Origin of the sequence: Sphingomonas gei (assembly GCF_004792685.1) — a bacterium.
Classification (GTDB): Bacteria; Pseudomonadota; Alphaproteobacteria; order Sphingomonadales; family Sphingomonadaceae; genus Sphingomonas; species Sphingomonas gei.
In genome coordinates this window covers 148675-168167 of record NZ_SRXT01000005.1, presented here as the reverse complement: position 1 = coordinate 168167, position 19493 = coordinate 148675, and the positions used below count along the sequence as shown (strand labels likewise).

Sequence of the window (19493 nt, the reverse complement as noted above, 5' to 3'; positions counted from 1 at the left end):
CCGTCTCTACCGCACGCATCCCGCCACCAGCGCCTCGGCACGTGCGGCATCGAGCCCGAGCCGGGCGCTGCCGCATTCGCGCCCATCGCCGTCGACTGCCATGCTGAACGGAAGCCCGCTGGTCTCGGCACGCAACGCCCGCGCCAATTGCCGCTGCATCTCGCGCTCGGGCCGCCAGCGCTGCGCCTCGGGCACTGCGTCGAGCATCGATCGCGTCGCCGGGCTGTCGTCGAACGGCACCACCAGCACGCGGAACGGCCGGGCGCCGCGCGCGATCGCGGGCAGCCGCGCCAGTTCGGCATGGCACGGCGCGCACCACGAAGCGACGAACAGCAAGACGCTGCCAGGCGGATAGCGGCCGGTCTCCGCACCCGCGGGCAAGCCGAGCAGCAACAGCGCGATACCCAGCCATTTGATCGGTCCGATTATTACCGCCGCACTCCGCCTCGACATTGTCACGAGCCCGTGATTTGGTGCTGTAAACAGGGGGGTACCATAATGGCAGCGGTCATTCTCGCGCTTTTACTTGCCGGCCAGGCTGCGCAGCAGACGCCGCCCGCCAAGCCGACAATCCAGCAATCCTTCGACGAGGCGACCAAGGCCGCGGTCGAGGGGCGCTGCGAGGAGGCGATCCGCATCTTCGAAAGTATCGAAACCGCGCCGAAGATCGCGCGCAACGCGATGGTGCGCGCCGCGATCGACGTGCGCAAGGGCGGCTGCCTGATCGAGCTCGGGCGCCTGGACGAAGGCGAGGCCGCGGTCCGCCGCGGCCTTCCCGCGTTGGCCGGCAAGGGAGAGGATTTCGCCGAGGAAGTGCGCCAGTCGCATCTCGCGCTCGGCCGGCTGGGCGCGCAGCGTTTCGATTACGTCACTGCGGTCGCCGAGTATAAGCAGGCGCTCGACGGCGCCACCGGCAAGGGGCGGCTGCGGCCGCTGCTCGCGCTGTCGCAAGTCCTTGCCTTCGATCAGGACGGCCAGGCGTTGCGCTACGCCACCGAGGCGCGCACCCTCGCGCTTGCCGATGCGACGGTGAACAAGCGCGAACTCGCCACCGTGCAGACCCAATATGCCCGCGTGTTGCTCAACCAGGGCCGCCAGAAAGAGGCCTATGCCGAATTGAAGGACAGCCTGCGCAAGCAAGGCGGGCTCGATTTCCGAGTCAATCTCGACGATATCACCACGCGGTCCGATCTCGCCATCGCCGCCTCGCTCAACAAGGACCACGACGCGGCGCGCAAATATCTCGCTTATACCGGTGCCGGCCGCTTCAAGGACACGCCGTTCGATCGGGCGACGTCGATGGAGCCGCCACTATGCGGCAGCGCCACCGGGCTGAAACCCGAGGATTTCGCCATCGTCGAATTCTCGCTCGCCGAGGACGGCCATGTCCGCGGCGCAATGCCGATCTACGTCACCGGCGGACGCGACGCCGCGCTCGCCTTTGCCCGCGCGGTGGCGGGCTGGTCGTGGCAGCCCGAGGCCGTCAAGGCGGTCCCGCCTTTGTTCCGCTACGCCACTCGCGTCGAGATCCGCTGCACCGTGGCGGGCGAGCGGCCGCCGCTGACCGCGCCGCTGGCCGAAGCCTATGCCGAGTGGATGGAAAGCCTCGGCAAGCCCGAGCCCGGCTGGACCGACCAGCCCGCGGCCAAGGCCGCACCGCTCCAGCGCGCGGCGCTGGCGCAGGCCCGCGCCGCCGGGGATCGCCCCGGCGAGCTCGCCGCCTTGTTCGCGCTGGGTAACAATTCCGTGATCGGCGAACCCGAGCGCCGGGGCTTGCTCGGCGAAGGCGTGGCCCTGGCCGACGCGCTCAAGGCGCCTCCACCCGCGCGCATCTATGTCGCGATCCCACAGGTGTGGGCCAAGAGCGACGACGGTCGCGAAGCGCGCGAAATGCTCCGCGCGCTGCTGGCGCGGCCCGAAGTCGCCGGGGATCCGCTTGCCGCGGCGACGCTGCGGCTGCTGATAGCGGCGCCCAGCTTCCGAACGCCTGCGCCGAGCGATTCGGAGACGTTGCTGGCCGCGGTGATCGCGGAACCGGAATTGCCCGCCCAGCATCCGCTCAAGGTCGCCGCCTTGCTCCAGCAGGCAAATCGGTTCGCGTCCAAGGGCGATGTCGAGGGCGCCCAGCGGCTGTTCGAGCAGACCGGACTCACCACCGAGCAATGCGCGTTCCTCGGCCTCCAGCCGGCGATGCGCCGGCCGGGCACGTCGTCGGAGGATTATCCGACCGACGCGTACCAGATGGGGTTCGAAGGCTGGGTCCGCACCGAATTCGACGTCGCCACCGACGGCAGCACGATCCGCCCGCGCGTGCTCACTGCCTATCCCCCGTTCGTATTCGACGAAGCCGGCGCCAAGATCAGCAAGGGCTTCCGCTACACCGCAAGCTACCGTCCCAAGGGCAGCGTCGCCTGCACCGGACGCCAGGAAGCGATAAAGTTCCTGCTGCCCTGAGTGGGCATCCGAAACCCCTTCCTAAAAGGGAGGGACCAAGAGGCGCCGACGCCCCCTCACATCGCCTGGAATACCCCGCACGCGATCCGCCCGCCCGAATTGCCCGAAGGGTCGGTCTTATAATCGTCGGCATTCGCGTGGATCACGATCGCCGCGCCGTCTTCGTCGAGCAACTGCTGATAGGTGCCGCCCGGCAAGGTGAAGATCGTCCGGTCGCGGCCACCCGCGGCGACCTCGAGATTGGGCATGTCGCCGGCATGCGGACCCGCGGGATTCTCCTTGCCGTGCTGGTGCGCGGTCGGGTTCCAGTGCGGCCCGGCGCTGGCGAAATCGGGACCGACGCATTTGCCGATTGCGTGGACATGCGTCCCGTGCGGCCCCTCGGGCAGATTGCCGGCCTCGACGATCACTCGGATCGCGCCGTCGACTTCCTCTGCCACCGCGGTGCCGATCTTCTCGCCGCCCGCGTTGAGGATATCGGCCTGGGCGCGGTAATGCCCCGCCATGTAGCGCGCATTCTGCTCGGGGGTCGCGCACCCGCCGAGGATCGTCGCGGCCGCCACCATCGTAATCGCCACCCGCTTCATGCCGTCCACTCCCTGACTCGCTTGGTATCGTACTAATGGACCGCCGCCGCGCACGTTCCAAGACCCTAGCGCGCGCCGATACAATCCCCGTCGCGCTTCCCGCTCACGCTGCCGACGCCGAGCGCGATCTTGGCGCGCCGCGAGAAGGTCAGCGCCTGCCAGCGCCCGCTATTGCCGATTGCGGTCCGGCTCCGCAGAAAGGTCAGATGGAGCAGTTCATATTGCTCGGCGTCGATCGCGCCCGTGTCGATCATGCAGCGCCACTGCGCGACGTTCCACGCATAGTCGCGCGCGACGCCGTCCTGGTCGATGCTCCGCGACAGCGCCTCGTACCAGGCCAGGATCGCGCGCAGCCGCTCCCAGCGCTCGGCCTCGGGCATCGCCGCCAATTTGCCGCGCAGCCGCGCCAGGTCCGCGTCGGGCGGGAAGAAACCCTGCTGCACCTTGGTGTCGATCGCCCAGCGCACCTTGCGCATCGTGATCGGCTGGCCGGCGAACACCCGCAGCAAGTCGCGCCGCACGTCGAGCAGCAATGCGACATAAGCGTCGGTCTGCACCTGGAGCATCGCGTCGCTCTCGAACAGCGCGGTCAGCTCGCGCAGCAGCACCGCGTTCAGCCTGCCATCGGCATCATGCGCCGCGAGGATCCGCGTCCGGCACTTGTCCCGGACCGGCACTTTCAGGCAATCGCGCGAGAACAGCAGCTTCCCATAGACCGGCGCCAGCGCCTTGCGCGTCCGCCCGAACCGGCCGCGCAGCCGCTGCTTCCACGCCGCGAGCACCGGCTGCAGGCTGCCGGTGCCGTAATTCCACTGGCTCATCCCGACCGAGACGAGCTGCCCGTCGAAATTGCCCACCGGCATCGCCCAGCAGCCCATCGTCTCGGGGATCGAGGTCTCGGCCATCCGCGCGAACACCGCCGCGCGGTCGAGCCCGATTCCGCCGAGCAACACCGCCGCTTCGGAGTCGATCTGCAGAAACGGTGCGTCGCCGACGCGCCGGCATTCGGGCAAGGGCGTCGGCGCCGCGGGCGGCAGATCCTGCGCGCACGCCCCCGCGCTCCACAGCAATGCCCCCGCCAGCGCTAACGGCCTCAGCATGCCGCCGGAACCCGCCCGGCGCTTAGCGCAGCGGCACTGCCGCGGGGCTGTCGGTCACCATCAAGTTCATGATGAACAGGATCAGCCCGCTCTCGTCGGTGACGTCGACACGCCAATCCTTGTCCTCCCAGATCTTATCGGCATGATCGCGCAGCAGCTCGCCGACGAAGCGTGCCACTTCGATGCGCAATGCCTTCTGATCGTCGCGCTCGACCTGGAGAGTCTCCCAGACGCGATTTTGGGTACGAAGCTCGATATTATAGTGCGGCATATAGGGCCGGCCTCCGCACGGCGGAGGCGCACGTGCTGCTACGGCGAGTCTCGCCTGATGCGACTTATCGACAGCACGTCTATGTTTCGCAACCCTTTTGCGGCCACGGCCCTGGAGCTGGGTGAGGGAATCACCCCATCGATAGCGGGAAACCCTCACCCAGCGCCGCTAGGCGGCAAGCCGCCAAGCTTCGCCTTTCTCCCGCAGGGAGAGGAAAGCGGGCACGGGCGTCGCCGCCCGGCCCCCGCCCTCAGAACCCGTACGAGAGCCGCAGATAGCCGAACTGCCCGGGAATGTCGTACGTCGTCGGATCGTAGTTCGCGCTGTCGCAGGTGAAGCATTGCGGCGGATCGCGATCGAAGAGGTTGTTCACCCCCGCGGTGAGCCGCAGCCGGTGATCCATCCAGCCCGGCGAGAGATAGAGCTGCATGTCGCCATAGAACACGCTCCCCATCCGGTGCTCCCCGTCGCGCTCGTCCACGCCGTTGATGTAGCGTCCGGTGAACGAGATCCCGTATGCCGGAGTCGACCAGTCGAGCGTCCCGTTGAGCTTGAACTTGGGATAGGCCTGGTCGGGGCTGCCGCGCTCGGTGCCGGCATATTCCTGGGTCGGCGCGTTGAGGTCCGATGGCGGCACGATGTTGTACTTGATCAGATGCGCCGCGTTGACCGCGAGCCCCACCGTGCCCCCGGCGAATTCGGTCGAACGGAAATTGACCGTCCAGTCGATCCCCGAGGTCTCGATCGCATTGAGGTTGAGCAGCCGCGCATTGATCGAGGCGACCTGCCCGCTGGCGGTGCGGCGGATCGCCGCGCAGCTCACCGGATCGGCACTGAACGCGCAGCGCGACAGAGACAGCGTCGCGGGCACCGAGTCGATCGCGTTGGTCAGCTTGATGCTGTACCAATTGACTTCGAGGCTCAGCGCGCTGGCAAAGCCGCCCGTCGCCCAGCTCGGGCTGTAGACGCCGCCCGCGGTCCAGGTCTCCGCAGTCTCGGGCTTGAGCGCGGTATTCCCCTGCGAGAACACGCCGAGCTGACCACCGGTCGGTTCGTTGTAGCTTCCATTTGCGGGGACGCCGTTGGCGATGCAATTGGCGCGCACCGTCGGGTTGGTCAGGAACGATCCGCCGGTCGCGCTGGTGCACGGATCGTCGATCGTCGCGTCGAAGCGCGAAGGGCCGGCATAGAGCTCGCCGATGCTCGGCGCGCGCAGGCTCTCGGCATAGCCGCCGCGGAACAGCAGGTCGCGCACCGGCTTCCACAGCCCCGATGCCGTGAACGTGGTGTTGCTGCCGAACGACGAATAGTTCGAATGCCGCGCCGCGCCGTCGAGCTCGAGCAAGTGGAAGAAGCCGACATTGGCAAGGATCGGGATGCGGACCTCGCCATACCATTCGTCGACGTTGAACCCGCCGCGCGCCGGGCTGGTCGGCACGTCGGCGCCGAGCCCGGCGACGATCAGCGGATCGGGATCGTAGCTGGCATGCTGGTCGCGATGCTCATAGCCCACCGCGACACCCACCGGGCCGCCCGGCAGGTCGAACAATTCGCCCGAGAGGTTGGCAGTGAAGTCCCACAGCCGCTGGCTGCTCTTGTCCCTCTCGTCGAACGTCACATAATCGAGCATCGGCTGGGTGATCGAACCGAGCCCGCCGAAGATGTTGAACGGCACGCACGCTCCGGTGCAGTCCGCCACCGGCCCGAGCGCGCGGGCGAGGTTCGCGGCGTTGACGTTGCCGGTGAACAATTGGTGCGCATCGTTGATGCCGTAGACGCCGTTGACGTCCCAATACCAGTTTCGGCTACCCACTTCGAACGAGCCGTCGAGCGTCACCGTCGCGGAGAGCGTGTCGACATCCTGGGTGAACACGCGCTGGCCGCCCTCGACGAAGCGTCGGCGGATCATCGAGTAATTGGCCGGCGTGCCGTCCGCGCCCGACGAGAGCGTGCCGAACGGGTTGTACGGGTTGGTGGCGTCGATCGAGATCGTGTCGAGCAGATTGCCGTTGCCGGCATCGGGCCCGATCGACAGCGGCAGGAACGCCGCCTGGGTGGTCGAATGGCGATGGTTGGCGACCAGCTTGGTCCGCAGGTTCACATTGTCGCTCAATTCCTGCTTGAAGTTGACGAACGCGCCGAAGCGCTCCGACGGAGTCAGCAGATAATTATACGGCCCGAAATTGAATGAGTCGGTGTCTGAGGAATAGGGACGGTAATCGGCGAGCGTCGGCCGGCGCCCGATCACCGGGGCGATGAGCGTCTGGTTGGGAAGCCCCAGGACGCCGAATCGCCCGTTTGGCGTCGCGCTCGAGCAGCCCGGCGCCGCGCAGCTCGTCGCGCCCGGCGTCGGGAACAAGGAGATCGATCGGTCGGCGGTGCTCACCCCTTCCTGCTTGGTGTAATAGCCGCCGAACACCAGCGAAGTGCCCGTATCGGGCGACTGGATGCCGTAGCTGGCTTCGTAATTCTGGGTATGCCCGTCGCCTTCGCGAAACGTGCCGAACTGCGCCGAGGCGCGCAGCCCGACCTGCTTCTGCTTGGTGATGATGTTGACCACGCCGGCGACGGCGTCGGTGCCGTAGAGCGGCGACGCGCCCGACTGGAGCACTTCGACGCGCTCGATCATGCTCGTCGGCAATGCGTTGAGGTCGACCGAGGCGGGAATGCCGCCCGCCGCCGAGCCGTTGACGTAGCGCAGGCCGTCGACCAGCACGAGCGTGCGCTTGGCGGCGAGGTAGCGCAGGTCGATCTCGGCCGATCCCGAGCTCACGCCGGTGCCGTCGGGCGGTCCGCCGATATTGCCGGCATTGTTGACCTTGGTGTTGAGCCCGCCGCCCGCGCTGGGCAGGCGCTGGAGGACATCGGCGATCGAGCTCAGCCCGGTCCGCGCGATCGACGCTTCGTCGACGGTGACGACGGGCTTGTCCTGATCTAGCGGATTGCGCCGGATGCGCGATCCGGTGACGACGATTTCCTCGCCCGCACCTTGCGCCGCGCTCTGTTCGTCATCGCCGGGACTGGTCTGTGCCTGTGCCGGCATCGCCGCCAGCGCTGCGGCAAGCGCCGCGATTGCAACACCCGAAATAGTCGACATGGTTTTCCTGCGCATCAATTGGTCCTCCAAGTACGCCACCCGAGACATCCTCTTTCGATTATTGCCGCATATGAGAAACAATCGCGGCCGTTCCGCAATGGATACGATCGTGGCGCGCGCACGATATCGCCGGCCATGTGGCTTTGGAGTCACAGCGGTGGGAGGGGAGTAAGCCAAGCCCTTCCCTCGCCCCCTGCAAGGGGGAGAGGGTTGCGCAGACTTGGCAGCTTGCGGCCTAGTCGGAGCTGGGTGAGGGGGTGCGGCCGCAAAGCGGCCGCGCGGAGCAAAGCTCCGCCTCCGCCCCGCCCTCTTAGCCGTCACCCCCGAAAACGGGGCCATTTGCGGCATAGGCGGCGATCCCGACAGCTGTCACATGCCGAGCGAGCCCAGGAGATGGATCCCCGCTTTCGCGGGGATGACGAAGAGAATAATCCCCGCTACGCTCCCGGCTCCGCCGCCGCAGCCTCGACCACCGCCGCCGTCCTAGCCGCCGCGACCACCGCCCCCACGCCGCGCACCCCGCGCACCAGCGGCAGCAACGGCGGCTGGATCCACGCCTGCACTTGCGCGTCGTCGAACAACGCAGTCACGCCGAACTCCTGATTGTACGCCGTCGTGTGCTGGAACAGGATTTCCTTCTCCAGCGTCGCGCTGTCCTCGATCTCGCCATATTGACGCGCGCCGGTGAACAGCGGGTTGGGGTTGGCGGCGACATAGGGATTGGCCGATCCGCCTGCGAACACCTCGGCGATGTTGCGCAGCGCCGCGATCTCCGCCGCCATTTCGACGCTCGAATAATACATCACGGTGGTCCACGGCCAGGCGCTGCCGCTGATCTGCGCCAGCCCCGGCCCGGTGCTCGCCCCCGCCCAGGCATTGGGCACCAGGTCGTGGACATTATACTGGTTGGCGTTCCACATCTGATAGCCGCTCCCCGAAACCACTGGATACGCCGCGGCGAACGCGCTCGCGAAACTCCCGTCCGCGGTCGTCGGCCCCGCAGTCGGGAAGGTATAGACGTTCGCCCATCCGCTCCCCGCGCTGCCCTTCGGATAGAGCGTGTAGGCCAGCAACGGCGTCAGCCCGCCGCCCAGGCTGTGCCCGCAAAACACCAGCGTGTCGGACGCGCTCGCCGTCGTGCTCAGGAAGTCCTGCAGCCCGGTCCCGCTCACCTGCAGGCTCAACAGCGCCTGCAGGCCGGCAAAATTGCCGACGCTGACATTGCCGGCATTCCCGCCCGGCACCGGCACCATGTAGTGCGGCACCGCGCCGAGGTCCTCGAAGAACACATTGTACGGCGCATTGGGGTTGGTCGCCGAAACCGGCACGACATAATAGTTCTGGCTGCTATTGTAGCACACTGCCGCCGCCTGATCGGAGAAAGTGCTGAACGGCGCCTGCCATACCGCCGGCCCCCACGCGATCTGCCAGTCGTCGCCATTGTTGAAATCGGGATCGCTCAGCAGCGCCTGCAGCTCGGTCTGCAGATAGGCCGCGAGCGTCGCCGAATCGCCCGTCTGCGTCGATGCCGCGCAGATTTTGATCGCCAGGCAATATACTTGCTGCTGGATGCTCGTACAAACAGACATTGCCGCACTCCTTTCGCCAAACGCAAGAATATGAGCGAAGATTCTATTGGTCGATTGTGGAGAGTCCAGACGAGATCTTGGCTAACCGAAATATTACCGGATTTACGCCCCCCGGCATCATGCCGCTTACATTAAACCGCCATGCGATTGACAATCGCGGCATAATCGGACGAACTACCCGGCATGGGGATTGCGATCTCCCCACGAGGCGACAGCCGAAGAATCGCGTCCTGAACTTCGCCAAAGGACGCCGCATGCCTGCGCTGAACGCTATCGCCGCGGAGAAACTCGCCCGCCTGATCGGAGTCCCCGATTCGCCCTTCGTCATCGACTTGCGTACCGGCGAGCCTACCAAGCTGATCCCCGCTTCGCTGCGGCTTTCCGCCGACACCGTCGAGGAGTGGGCCACGCGTTTCGCCGGCCGCACCGCAGTGATCGTCGACGAGGACGGCACCTCGGCGCACGGCATCGCCGCCTGGCTGCGCACCGAAGGCGTCGAGGCTGAAGCATTGGAGGGCGGCTTCGCGGCATGGCGCGCCGCCGGGCTTCCGCTCCTCGCCACCGCGCGGCTCCCGCGCCGCGATGCCCGTGGCCGCACGCTGTGGGTCACCCGCGCCCGCCCCAAGGTCGATCGCATCGCCTGTCCCTGGCTGATCCGCCGCTTCGTCGATCCGCAGGCGCGCTTCCTGTTCGTCCCCGCCGGCGAGGTCCTGGCGGTCGCGAGGGAGCGCGGCGCCGCGCCGTTCGACGTCGCGCACGAGGACGTGTTCTGGAGCCACCGCGGCGATCGCTGCACCTTCGACGTGATGGTCGACGAATTCGGCCTCAGCGCCTTTCCCGCGCTCGACCACCTCGCCACGATCGTCCGCGGCGCCGACACCGCCCGGCCTGATCTCGTCCCCGAAGCCGCTGGCCTGCTCGCGATCTCGCTCGGCCTGTCGCGCCTCCATGCCGACGATCTCGCCCAGCTCGACGCCGGCATGCTGGTCTATGACGCGCTCTACCGCTGGTGCCGCGACGCACGCGGCGAAACGCATGACTGGAGCGCGCACCAGCCCCGCGCGCCGCGCGCATGACCGGTCTCGCGCCGGACAGGCCCCAACCCGTCACCCTCGCCGAGGCCTCCCGGGTCTGGCTGCGCATCGCCTTGCTGTCGTTCGGCGGGCCCGCGGGGCAGATCGCGGTGATGCACCGCATCCTCGTCGACGAGAAGCGCTGGATCGGCGAACGGCGCTTTCTCCACGCGCTCAATTATTGCATGCTCCTCCCCGGCCCCGAGGCGCAGCAGCTCGCCACTTATATCGGCTGGCTGATGCACCGCACCGCCGGCGGGATCGTCGCGGGCGTGCTGTTCGTCCTCCCCGGCGCGATTTCGATCATGGCGCTGAGCTGGGTCTATGTCCTCTACGGCCGCGTCGGGATCGTCTCGGCTTTGTTCTTCGGATTGAAGGCGGCAGTGCTCGCGATAGTACTCCAGGCAGTGGTCCGCATCGGCAGCCGCGCGCTGCGGACAGGCGCCGCCCGCCTGCTCGCCGCCACTGCCTTCGCCGCGATCTTCTTCCTCGGCGTGCCTTTCCCGCTGATCGTGCTCGCCGCCGGGCTGATCGGTTGGGCGACGAGCCGCGCCGGCCACCCCGCCTTCGCCCCCGGCGGCGGCCATGCCAGCGGCAAGGGCCCGATCGTCGTCGATGCCGACACCCTGCTCGGCGAGGAACTCCCCGCCCACGCCCGCCCGAGCTGGCGTGAAACCGCCCGCACCGCGCTCGTCTGGCTGGCGCTATGGCTGCTCCCGGTGCTCGTCCTGGTCCTCACCCTCGGCCCCGGCAACGTCTTCAGCCGCATCGCCACTTTCTTCTCGACGATGGCGGCGGTGACCTTCGGCGGCGCCTATGCGGTGCTCGCTTATGTCGCGCAGCAGGCCGTCGAGGGCCATGGCTGGCTGGCCCCGACCGAGATGCTCGACGGACTCGGCATGGCCGAGACCACCCCCGGCCCGCTGATCATGGTGCTCCAGTTCGTCGGCTTCCTCGCCGCGTATCGCGACACCGGCGGGCTCGACCCGCTCCTCGCCGCCACGCTCGGCGGCCTGCTCGCCACCTGGGTGACCTTCACGCCTTGCTTCCTGTGGATCTTCCTCGGCGCGCCGTTCATCGAGCGGCTGCGCGGCAATGCCGCGGTCTCGGGCGCGCTCTCGGCGATCACCGCGGCGGTGGTCGGCGTCGTGCTCAACCTCGCACTCTGGTTCGCGCTCCATTCGCTGTTCCGCGCCACCCTCCCCATCGCCGCCGGCCCGGTCCGCTTCGACGCGCCGGTGCTCGCCAGCCTCGACCCCTTCGCCTTCGTCCTCGCACTCGCCGCGGCAGTCGCGATCTTCGTCCTGCGCGCCGGCGTGATCCCCACGCTGCTCGCCACCGCCGCCGCCGGCATCGCGCTCCACTTGCTCGGCTGGATCGGCTGATGCGCGCCTTGTGCCTCGCGCTCGTGGCAAGCGCCACTCCCGCCGCCGCGCAGGAGCTCTCGCTGTCGGGCACCGCGCGCCTGCGCTACGAGGCGATCGAGGGCCAGCCGCGCGCCGGGTCCAACGCCAGCGACGACCTCGTCAACCTGCGCACCACGCTCCTCGCCGAATATAAGGACGGCCCCGTCCGCCTCGTCGCCGAACTGTGGGACAGCCGCGTCTATGGCGGCGACCGCGGCACCCCGATCACCACCGGCGAAGTCAATCCGGTCGAGCTCGTCCAGGCCTATGCCGAGTTCCGCGCCCAGGGCCTGCTCGGTGCCGGCAGCACCGCCACGCTCCAGGCCGGCCGCTTCACGCTCAATCTCGGTTCGCGCCGCCTCGTCGCCGCCGACGATTACCGCAACACCACCAATGGCTATACCGGCCTGCGCGCCGATCTGGCCTGGCGCACCGGCTGGAAGGCGGCCTTGGTCTACACCCTCCCCCAGCAGCGCCGCCCCGATACCCTCGAAGACCTGCGCGACAACAAGGTAGCCCTGGACCGCGAAGGCTTCGACCTGGTCCTGTGGGGTGGCCTGGTCAGCCGCACCCGCGCGCTCGGCCCGGCCACGCTCGAAGCGTCGTTCTTCCATCTCGGCGAGCGCGACCGCCCCGGCCGCCCCACCCGCGACCGCTCGCTCGACACTGCCTCGCTCCGCCTGCTCCGCGACCCCGCCCCCGGCCACGCCGACTACGAAGCCGAAGCCATCGTCCAGCGCGGCCGCATCTCCGCCAGCACCGCCGCAACCGCGCCGCGCCAGCAAGTCGCCGCCTGGTTCGTCCACGCCGAGGCCGGCTATACCTCCGCCACCGGCTGGAAGCCGCGGCTCTCGCTCGAATATGACCATGCCAGCGGCGATCGCCCCGGCGGGCGCAACACCCGCTTCGATACCTTGTTCGGCATGCGCCGCGCCGATCTCGGCCCTTCGGGCCTCTACAACGCCTTCGGCCGCGCCAATTTCCTCAGCCCCGCCTTGCGCATCGAGGCCATTCCCGGCCCGCGCACCGACGCGATGGCCAGCCTCCGCCCGATCTGGCTGGCCGCGGCGCAGGACAGCTTCTCGACCACCGGCGTGCGCGACCCCACCGGCCGCGCCGGCGATTTCGCCGGCACCCAATTCGACGCCCGCCTCCGCCACCAATTGACCAGGGCGCTCAAGCTCGAGCTCGACGCCGTCCTCCTCGCCAAGGGCCGCTTCCTGCGCGAGGCACCCAACGCCCCGCCAGGACGGTGGACCCGATACGGCTCGGTCAACCTGACCGCGGCGTTCTGAGCCGGACCAATCGTCATCCGCGCGAAAGCGGGGATCCATCTCCCGCACTATCCACGAACCCACCGGCGCATTTTGCCGCTCGGTCAGGAGATGGGTCCCCGCTTTCGCGCGGATGACGACAAAAGGGCGAATGCCCTACCCAGACCCCTCCCCTCGCGGCGACGTCCCCCAGCAGGCCCGCCAGCGCGCCCATTCCGCCTCTTGCGCCAGCGCCATCCGCCGCTGCGCCCCGGCGAGCGCCTTGGCGAGCGCGGCGTTGGTCTCCTCGCGCGTCGCCAGCGGCTTCTGGTACTGCGCCCCGTGACCGCGCCCGCCCCGCCGCCCCGCCGCGCCCGCCATCGCCGGCCCCGCTGCGCGCTGCTCGTGCAGCACCAGCGCCCGCAGCAGCGATTCCGAATAGCGCCAGCGCTGCCCGACAATCTGCCCGCCCTGGACGATCGGCTCCTCCCAGCCGATCACCGCCCGCTCATAGGCGACTTGCTCGATCGTCACTGCCTGCGTCGCCAGCGCCTTTTCCCAATCGCCGGCGAAGCGCGCGCACTGGTCGCGCAGCCGATAGGCCGAAGTCGACGAGATCCGCGCCCGCGCACAGGCGTCGCGCACCGATCCGGTCTCGGAGAGCGCGCGCAGGAACAATTTGCGCCGCGCCTCGCTCCACCCGTCGCGCCGCAGCCGCAGGTCGCCCAAAGGCTCGTCGGCCAGCGCGCGCACCGCCTTGCCCTGCTCGGCGATCCACCCCGTCTGCTGCTCTTCGACCACGGCGTCCCAGCGCGCCGCAAACCCGGCATCGCGCCGCCGCCGCACATAAGCCGTCGCGGTCGACCGGCCGATCGCCGCCGCCGCATCGCGCACCCGACCGGTGAGCCGCAGCGCGAACAGGAAAGCCTGCTCGGTATCGGCACTCCACCGCGCGAACGGCTTCGCGGCGGGCTGGCGGGTCCAACCCGGCGGCGTGGACATCTGTGCGACTCCCCTAATGCGAGTCGAACCAATTATGCCATAATTTCCTACATTGAAAGAACCAAATAGGAACAAGCAAATCCTCCCCGAGAAGCGGGGGAGGTGGGACGCGCGGCGTGACCTGGGGGGCCTCGCCGCAAGCGAGACGGAGGCGGTCATAGCGCAACAAACAGAAAGGGGCGCCCGCGATGCGAGCGCCCCTCCAGTCCGGACCGCCTGCGTGGGAGCAGCCCGGTCTGTCTAAGCGTCGAATTACATGCCGTTGGACAGGTTGGTATCCGGGTCGTTGGTCCGCATGTCCTCGGCCTTCTGGTCGCCGGTCTCACGGATCGCGGCGGCGGTGTTGTCGAGCGCCTGCTCGGCCGCGGGCGTCGTAGCGTTATCCGCTGCGGCGTCGAAATTGTCCGCGACTGCCTCTGCATTGGCCTCGATATTGTCCGCGGCCTGCTCGCGCGGCGAGCTGTTGCATGCCGAAAGGGCGACGAGCCCGGCCACGGCGCTCAAAGCGAAAATCTTCTTCATGATGGGACTCCCCTGTCTTCGTTGCCCGCAACACGCGCGCAATCGGTTCGGGGCAAAAATAAACGGAGCGGCGTTTTGTTCCGGGGATGCAACATCGCGAGGTGGCGAAGGGGTCGCAAGGCGTGCGAACATACGCAAAAGCGACCTCATCGCTGACCGACGGCTGAGCGCCCCACCTCATGCCGTTCAACGCAATGTCGCGGATGGCTGAAACCTGTCGTTTATCGCTGGTAAATGAGGCTGGCTGAAGTTTCGGATCGACAAACGGCCGTCGCGCTTTAAGTCTCGTGCCCGCGGTGTTTTCCCGTGGGGACGGGCGCGAGGACATGCCACAAGTTGAACCTGAGATATTGCGCTGGGCGCGCGAAACTGCGGGCTACGATCTCGTTGAAGCCGCGCGTCGGATACAGCTGAACGCAACCAAGGCGAGTAGTGGTGCGGATCGCCTAGCCGCCCTAGAAGCTGGGGAGGGCGAGCCTAGCACTACGCTGCTGAATCGCATGGCTAAGCAATACCGCCGCCCGCTGCTGACATTCTATCTGCCGCAGGTACCCCGGAAAGCCGAAGTTGGACAAGATTTCCGAACGCTTCCCGAGCAAGGCGATCCGGCAAACTCGCTTCTGGACGCGCTGCTTCGCGACATCAAGGCACGTCAGGCGCTGGTTCGTGAGTTGCTTGAAGACGATGACGAAACCGACGAAGTTGGCTTCGTCGCATCGCAGCAGGCGGGCGACAGCGTTACTGCCATAGCGGACACCATCGTCGAAGGTATCGCGTTCGATCGCGCGCTCTATCGCGCCGCGCAAACTAGGGACGCTGCTTTCGCTTACCTGCGGGCGTGTGCCGAGCGAGCCGGTGTTTACGTGTTGTTGGCCGGGAGCCTCGGAAGTTGGCAGACGGCCATTGAGGTGAGCGTCTTTCGAGGCTTTGCGATCGCTGACCGGGTCGCACCTTTCGTCGTCGTCAACGACCAGGACGCAAAGTCCGCTTGGTCCTTCACGCTACTTCATGAATTGGCCCACCTGTGTATCGGGGCGACCGGCGTGAGCGGGGGGACGATGGCGGCAGCAGGCATCGAGCGGCTGTGCAATGAAGTCGCAGCCGCGATACTTGTCGATGACGCCGAAATCGCTGGTCTACCTATTGCCAATATCAGGCCTGCCATCAACGCCGCCGCTAACCAGTGGCGGGTGAGCCGATCGATGGTGGCCTATCGACTTCGGCTTGCGGGCCGAATTACCGAGGCTCGGTGGCGCGAATTGACGGATAGCTTCCGACATGAATGGCTTGCTCTGCGAGCGAACGAGCGCGCCGCCAATCGCGAGCGTGAAGGCGGGCCAAGTTACTATACAATCCGCCGTCATCGCGTTGGTGCCGCTTTGCTCAGCTTGGTGAAAAGGGGCATCCGCGAGGGGTCAGTGACTCCAGTTCGTGCGGCGAAGATGCTCGGGGTGAAGCCAATGGCGGTCTACTCGCTCATCGGTGACGCTGCACATCCGGTTCGGGCAGCCTGATCGTGCTCTACTTGATCGACGCCAGCACGTTGATCACGGCTCACAACACCTATTACGCGCTCCATCGCGTGCCTGAGTTCTGGGAATGGCTACGGCATTATGGCGCGCTTGGCACGATCAAGATGCCAGCTGCTATCTATGCGGAGGTCGAGGACGGAAACGATGCGCTCGCCGAATGGATGGCGAAAGCGGCGTCGAAAGACGCGTTGCTGTTCGGTGAGGCGCCGGTGCCTGCTCTCGTCCAGGCGGTCTCGGCGCTTTACGGCGATGACCCGTCCGAAGAAGATATTGAGACGATCGGCAAGGACCCATTCCTAATCGCCGCGGCACTTGTCGATCCCAATGATCGGCTCGTTGTGACAGCCGAGATCTCTAAGCCGGGGAGGCAAGGGGCGAACCGCCATATCCCAAATATTTGCGGTGACATCGGGGTCCAATGGCGAAGCCCGGTGGAGTTTCTGAACGTATTGAATTTCTCAACCGGATGGGCCGATTGAGAGTACGCATCGAGCGGCGACAGCTACGCTGGTGTCGCCACAACTGAGGACATTGCTGCGCGATAGCGAAGCCGCAGGCACGGCACCCGTTACGCACGCGAAGATGCATGCGCCTGGCGAAATCCGAGGGCGGCACGCGACAGTCGATGGAAGCTCGTTTTGCGCGTGCCTAGTAGCCTGAACGGATGGCGGTTTTCTGCGCTCCGTCACCCAAAAGCGGACTTGCGGCTAGCCGCCAAATCCCGCTCGCCCGTCTAAGGCCGTTGGTAAGACCCGTCACCTTCCACCCCCCTCCCCTTCCCCTCCCCTCCCCCCCTTGCTAAGGCCGCCACGAATCTCGCATTCGCAGCACCCTACCGGCGCGCCCGCGCGGTCCTATAAGGACTAGCGTCCCCCGAGCGCCCGGGCCGGACAGAAGAAAAGGACCCCGCGCCCCATGACCGCCATCGGCAACGATACGCTCGGCACTCGCGACACGCTCACCGTCGGCAGCCAGACCTACAATTATTATTCGCTCCCCAAGGCGGCGAAGAAGCTCGGCGACATCAGCCGCCTGCCGTTCAGCATGAAGGTGCTGCTCGAGAACATGCTGCGCTTCGAGGACGGCAAGACCGTGACGAAGGACGATGCCCAGGCGATCGTCGACTGGCAGAAGGACGCGCGCTCGAACCGCGAGATCCAGTATCGCCCCGCCCGCGTGCTGATGCAGGATTTCACCGGCGTGCCCTGCGTCGTCGATCTCGCCGCGATGCGCGACGCGATCACCAAGCTCGGCGGCAATCCGGCCAAGATCAATCCGCAGGTCCCCGTCCATCTCGTCATCGATCACTCGGTGATGGTCGACGAGTTCGGCACGCCGCAGGCGTTCGGCCAGAATGTCGAGCTCGAATATGAGCGCAACAACGAGCGCTACGAGTTCCTCAAATGGGGCTCGAAGGCGCTCGACAATTTCAAGGTCGTCCCCCCCGGCACCGGCATCTGCCACCAGGTCAATCTCGAATATATCGCGCAGTCGGTCTGGTCGTCGCAGGCGCCCGACGGCAGCACGATCGCCTATCCCGACACGCTCGTCGGCACCGACAGCCACACCACGATGGTCAACGGCCTCGGCGTGCTCGGCTGGGGCGTCGGCGGGATCGAGGCCGAGGCCGCGATGCTCGGCCAGCCGGTGTCGATGCTGATCCCCGAAGTCGTCGGCTTCAAGCTGACCGGCGCGCTCGCCGAGGGCATCACCGCCACCGATCTGGTGCTCACCGTCACCCAAATGCTGCGCGCCAAGGGCGTGGTCGGCCGCTTCGTCGAATTCTACGGCCCCGGGCTGCATTCGATGACGCTCGCCGATCGTGCGACGATCGCCAACATGGCGCCCGAATATGGCGCGACCTGCGGCTTCTTCCCGATCGACGAGAAGACGATGGATTATATGCGGCTCACCGGCCGCCCGGACGAGACGATCGCCCTGGTCGAGGCCTATGCCAAGGCGCAGGGCATGTGGCATCTGGTCGACGGCCCCGAGCCGATCTTCACCGACACGCTCGAGCTCGACATGAGCTGCGTGCGCCCGTCGCTCGCCGGCCCCAAGCGCCCGCAGGACCGGGTGAGCCTCGACGTGGTCGACGAAGTGTTCAACGCCGATCTGCAGAAGATCTACCACAAGGACCGTGCCGAGCGCGTCGCGGTCGAGGGCGCCGAGCATGACATCGGCGACGGTGACGTGGTGATCGCCGCGATCACCAGCTGCACCAACACCTCGAACCCCTCGGTGCTGATCGCCGCGGGCCTCGTCGCGCGCAAGGCACGCGCGCTCGGGCTGACCCGCAAGCCGTGGGTCAAGACCAGCCTCGCCCCCGGATCGCAGGTCGTCACCGACTATCTCAACAAGGCCGGGCTGAGCGAGGATCTCGACGCGATCGGGTTCAACCTCGTCGGCTATGGCTGCACCACCTGCATCGGCAATTCGGGCCCGCTCGCCGAGCCGATCTCGGCGGCGATCAACGGCAACGACATCGTCGCGGCGTCAGTGCTGTCGGGCAATCGCAATTTCGAGGGCCGCGTCTCGCCCGACGTGCGCGCCAATTTCCTCGCCTCGCCGCCTTTGGTCGTCGCCTATGCGCTCAAGGGCACGGTCACCGAGGACATGTACGAGACGCCGATCGGCGAGGGCACCAACGGCCCGGTCTTCCTCAAGGACATCTGGCCCTCGAACGCGGAAATCGCGGGGCTCATGGCTGCCAACATCGACGACGAGATGTTCCGTACCCGATATTCGAACGTGTACCTCGGCGACAAGCATTGGCAGGGCATCACCATCGAGGGTTCGGACACCTATCGCTGGCCCACCGCGAGCACCTACATCCACAACCCGCCTTACTTCGAAGGCATGACGATGACCCCCGCCCCGGTGCAGGACATCATTGACGCCAAGCCGTTGGCGATCCTCGGCGATTCGATCACCACCGATCATATTTCGCCCGCCGGTTCGATCAAGGCGGACAGCCCCGCGGGCAAGTTCCTCCAGGATCATCAGGTCTCGCGCAAGGACTTCAACAGCTATGGCGCGCGCCGCGGCAACGACGAGATCATGGTCCGCGGCACCTTCGCCAACATCCGCATCAAGAACGAGATGGTCGCCGGCGTGGAAGGCGGCATGACCAAGTATCACGATCAGGTCATGCCGATCTATGACGCCGCGATGCGCCACAAAGCAGACGGCACGCCGCTAGTCGTAGTCGCCGGCAAGGAATACGGCACCGGATCTTCGCGTGACTGGGCGGCGAAGGGAACTAATCTTCTCGGTGTCCGCGCGGTTATTACCGAGAGCTTCGAGCGTATTCACCGCTCGAACCTCGTCGGCATGGGCGTGCTACCGCTCCAGTTCGCCGAGGGCGTGACGCGCCAGACGCTGCGGCTCGACGGCTCGGAGACCTTCACCATCACCGGCGTCGCCGCGATCCGCCCGCGCCAGGACGTCCAGGTCACCCTCACCCGCGCCGACGGCAAGACAGAGACCTTCCAGACCCGCTGCCGCATCGATACGGTCAACGAGCTGGAATATTTCCTCCACGGCGGCATCCTGCAATACGTCCTGCGCAACCTCGCCGCGTAAGGGCGACGCAAACAAAAGGCCG

15 protein-coding genes are annotated in these 19493 nt (G+C 66.9%); 7 read left to right on the top strand and 8 right to left on the bottom strand.

Annotated features, from left to right (window positions below; translation table 11 throughout):
* Nucleotides 1–6 precede the first annotated feature (6 nt).
* A complete protein-coding gene (locus E5A73_RS13520) occupies nucleotides 7–453 on the bottom strand; it encodes a TlpA family protein disulfide reductase (RefSeq protein WP_135964373.1) in 447 nt (148 codons plus the stop codon).
* A 45-nt stretch (nucleotides 454–498) separates the two neighbouring features.
* On the opposite strand from E5A73_RS13520, the gene E5A73_RS13515 reads away from it, so the two are divergent.
* Nucleotides 499–2454: an energy transducer TonB gene (locus tag E5A73_RS13515; protein ID WP_135964372.1), complete on the top strand. Its 1956-nt coding sequence runs from the start codon at nucleotides 499–501 to the stop codon at nucleotides 2452–2454.
* 56 nt (nucleotides 2455–2510) lie between these two features.
* Here E5A73_RS13515 and E5A73_RS13510 read toward each other — a convergent pair whose 3' ends face one another.
* The 5 genes from E5A73_RS13510 to E5A73_RS13490 form a co-directional block, all read right to left on the bottom strand.
* Entirely contained in the window at nucleotides 2511–3041 is a 531-nt protein-coding gene (locus E5A73_RS13510; RefSeq protein WP_135964371.1) for a superoxide dismutase family protein, read from the bottom strand.
* Between the two features lie 65 nt (nucleotides 3042–3106).
* Nucleotides 3107–4141, bottom strand: a complete 1035-nt coding sequence (locus E5A73_RS13505) for a hypothetical protein (RefSeq protein WP_135964370.1) — start codon at nucleotides 4139–4141, stop codon at nucleotides 3107–3109.
* A gap of 22 nt (nucleotides 4142–4163) precedes the next feature.
* Entirely contained in the window at nucleotides 4164–4412 is a 249-nt protein-coding gene (locus E5A73_RS13500) for a DUF6894 family protein (RefSeq protein ID WP_135964369.1), read from the bottom strand.
* Nucleotides 4413–4662: 250 nt separating this feature from the next.
* On the bottom strand, nucleotides 4663–7524 hold the full coding sequence (locus E5A73_RS13495) for a TonB-dependent receptor domain-containing protein (RefSeq protein ID WP_135964368.1): 2862 nt from the start codon (nucleotides 7522–7524) through the stop codon (nucleotides 4663–4665).
* 422 nt (nucleotides 7525–7946) lie between these two features.
* On the bottom strand, nucleotides 7947–9098 hold the full coding sequence (locus tag E5A73_RS13490; protein WP_135964367.1) for a lipase family protein: 1152 nt from the start codon (nucleotides 9096–9098) through the stop codon (nucleotides 7947–7949).
* Between the two features lie 254 nt (nucleotides 9099–9352).
* On the opposite strand from E5A73_RS13490, the gene E5A73_RS13485 reads away from it, so the two are divergent.
* Genes E5A73_RS13485 through E5A73_RS13475 form a run of 3 tightly spaced genes read left to right on the top strand, consistent with a single transcriptional unit; the run spans nucleotide 9353 to nucleotide 12872 of the window.
* Nucleotides 9353–10174: a chromate resistance protein ChrB domain-containing protein gene (locus tag E5A73_RS13485; RefSeq protein WP_135964366.1), complete on the top strand. Its 822-nt coding sequence runs from the start codon at nucleotides 9353–9355 to the stop codon at nucleotides 10172–10174.
* Entirely contained in the window at nucleotides 10171–11556 is a 1386-nt protein-coding gene (gene chrA / locus E5A73_RS13480; protein ID WP_135964365.1) for a chromate efflux transporter, read from the top strand. Before E5A73_RS13485 ends, chrA begins: the two co-directional genes overlap by 4 nt.
* Entirely contained in the window at nucleotides 11556–12872 is a 1317-nt protein-coding gene (locus tag E5A73_RS13475) for an alginate export family protein (RefSeq protein ID WP_135964364.1), read from the top strand. Before chrA ends, E5A73_RS13475 begins: the two co-directional genes overlap by 1 nt.
* A gap of 135 nt (nucleotides 12873–13007) precedes the next feature.
* On the opposite strand, the gene E5A73_RS13470 is transcribed toward E5A73_RS13475, so the two are convergent.
* Entirely contained in the window at nucleotides 13008–13832 is an 825-nt protein-coding gene (locus tag E5A73_RS13470; RefSeq protein WP_135964363.1) for a hypothetical protein, read from the bottom strand.
* A 252-nt stretch (nucleotides 13833–14084) separates the two neighbouring features.
* Complete coding sequence (locus E5A73_RS13465; RefSeq protein WP_135964362.1) at nucleotides 14085–14354, bottom strand: hypothetical protein; 270 nt, start codon at nucleotides 14352–14354, stop codon at nucleotides 14085–14087.
* Between the two features lie 326 nt (nucleotides 14355–14680).
* Here E5A73_RS13465 and E5A73_RS13460 point away from each other — a divergent pair, with 326 nt between their 5' ends.
* The 3 genes from E5A73_RS13460 to acnA all read left to right on the top strand — a co-directional run bounded on the left by E5A73_RS13460 (nucleotide 14681) and on the right by acnA (nucleotide 19471).
* Nucleotides 14681–15868 carry an ImmA/IrrE family metallo-endopeptidase gene (locus tag E5A73_RS13460; protein WP_135964361.1) on the top strand — a complete coding sequence of 396 codons (1188 nt, stop codon included), beginning with the start codon at nucleotides 14681–14683 and terminating at the stop codon, nucleotides 15866–15868.
* Between the two features lie 11 nt (nucleotides 15869–15879).
* Nucleotides 15880–16365 carry a DUF4411 family protein gene (locus E5A73_RS13455; RefSeq protein ID WP_168355933.1) on the top strand — a complete coding sequence of 162 codons (486 nt, stop codon included), beginning with the start codon at nucleotides 15880–15882 and terminating at the stop codon, nucleotides 16363–16365.
* Nucleotides 16366–16801: 436 nt separating this feature from the next.
* Nucleotides 16802–19471, top strand: coding sequence for an aconitate hydratase AcnA (gene acnA / locus E5A73_RS13450; protein ID WP_135964359.1), 2670 nt, complete (start codon nucleotides 16802–16804; stop codon nucleotides 19469–19471).
* Nucleotides 19472–19493 lie beyond the last annotated feature (22 nt).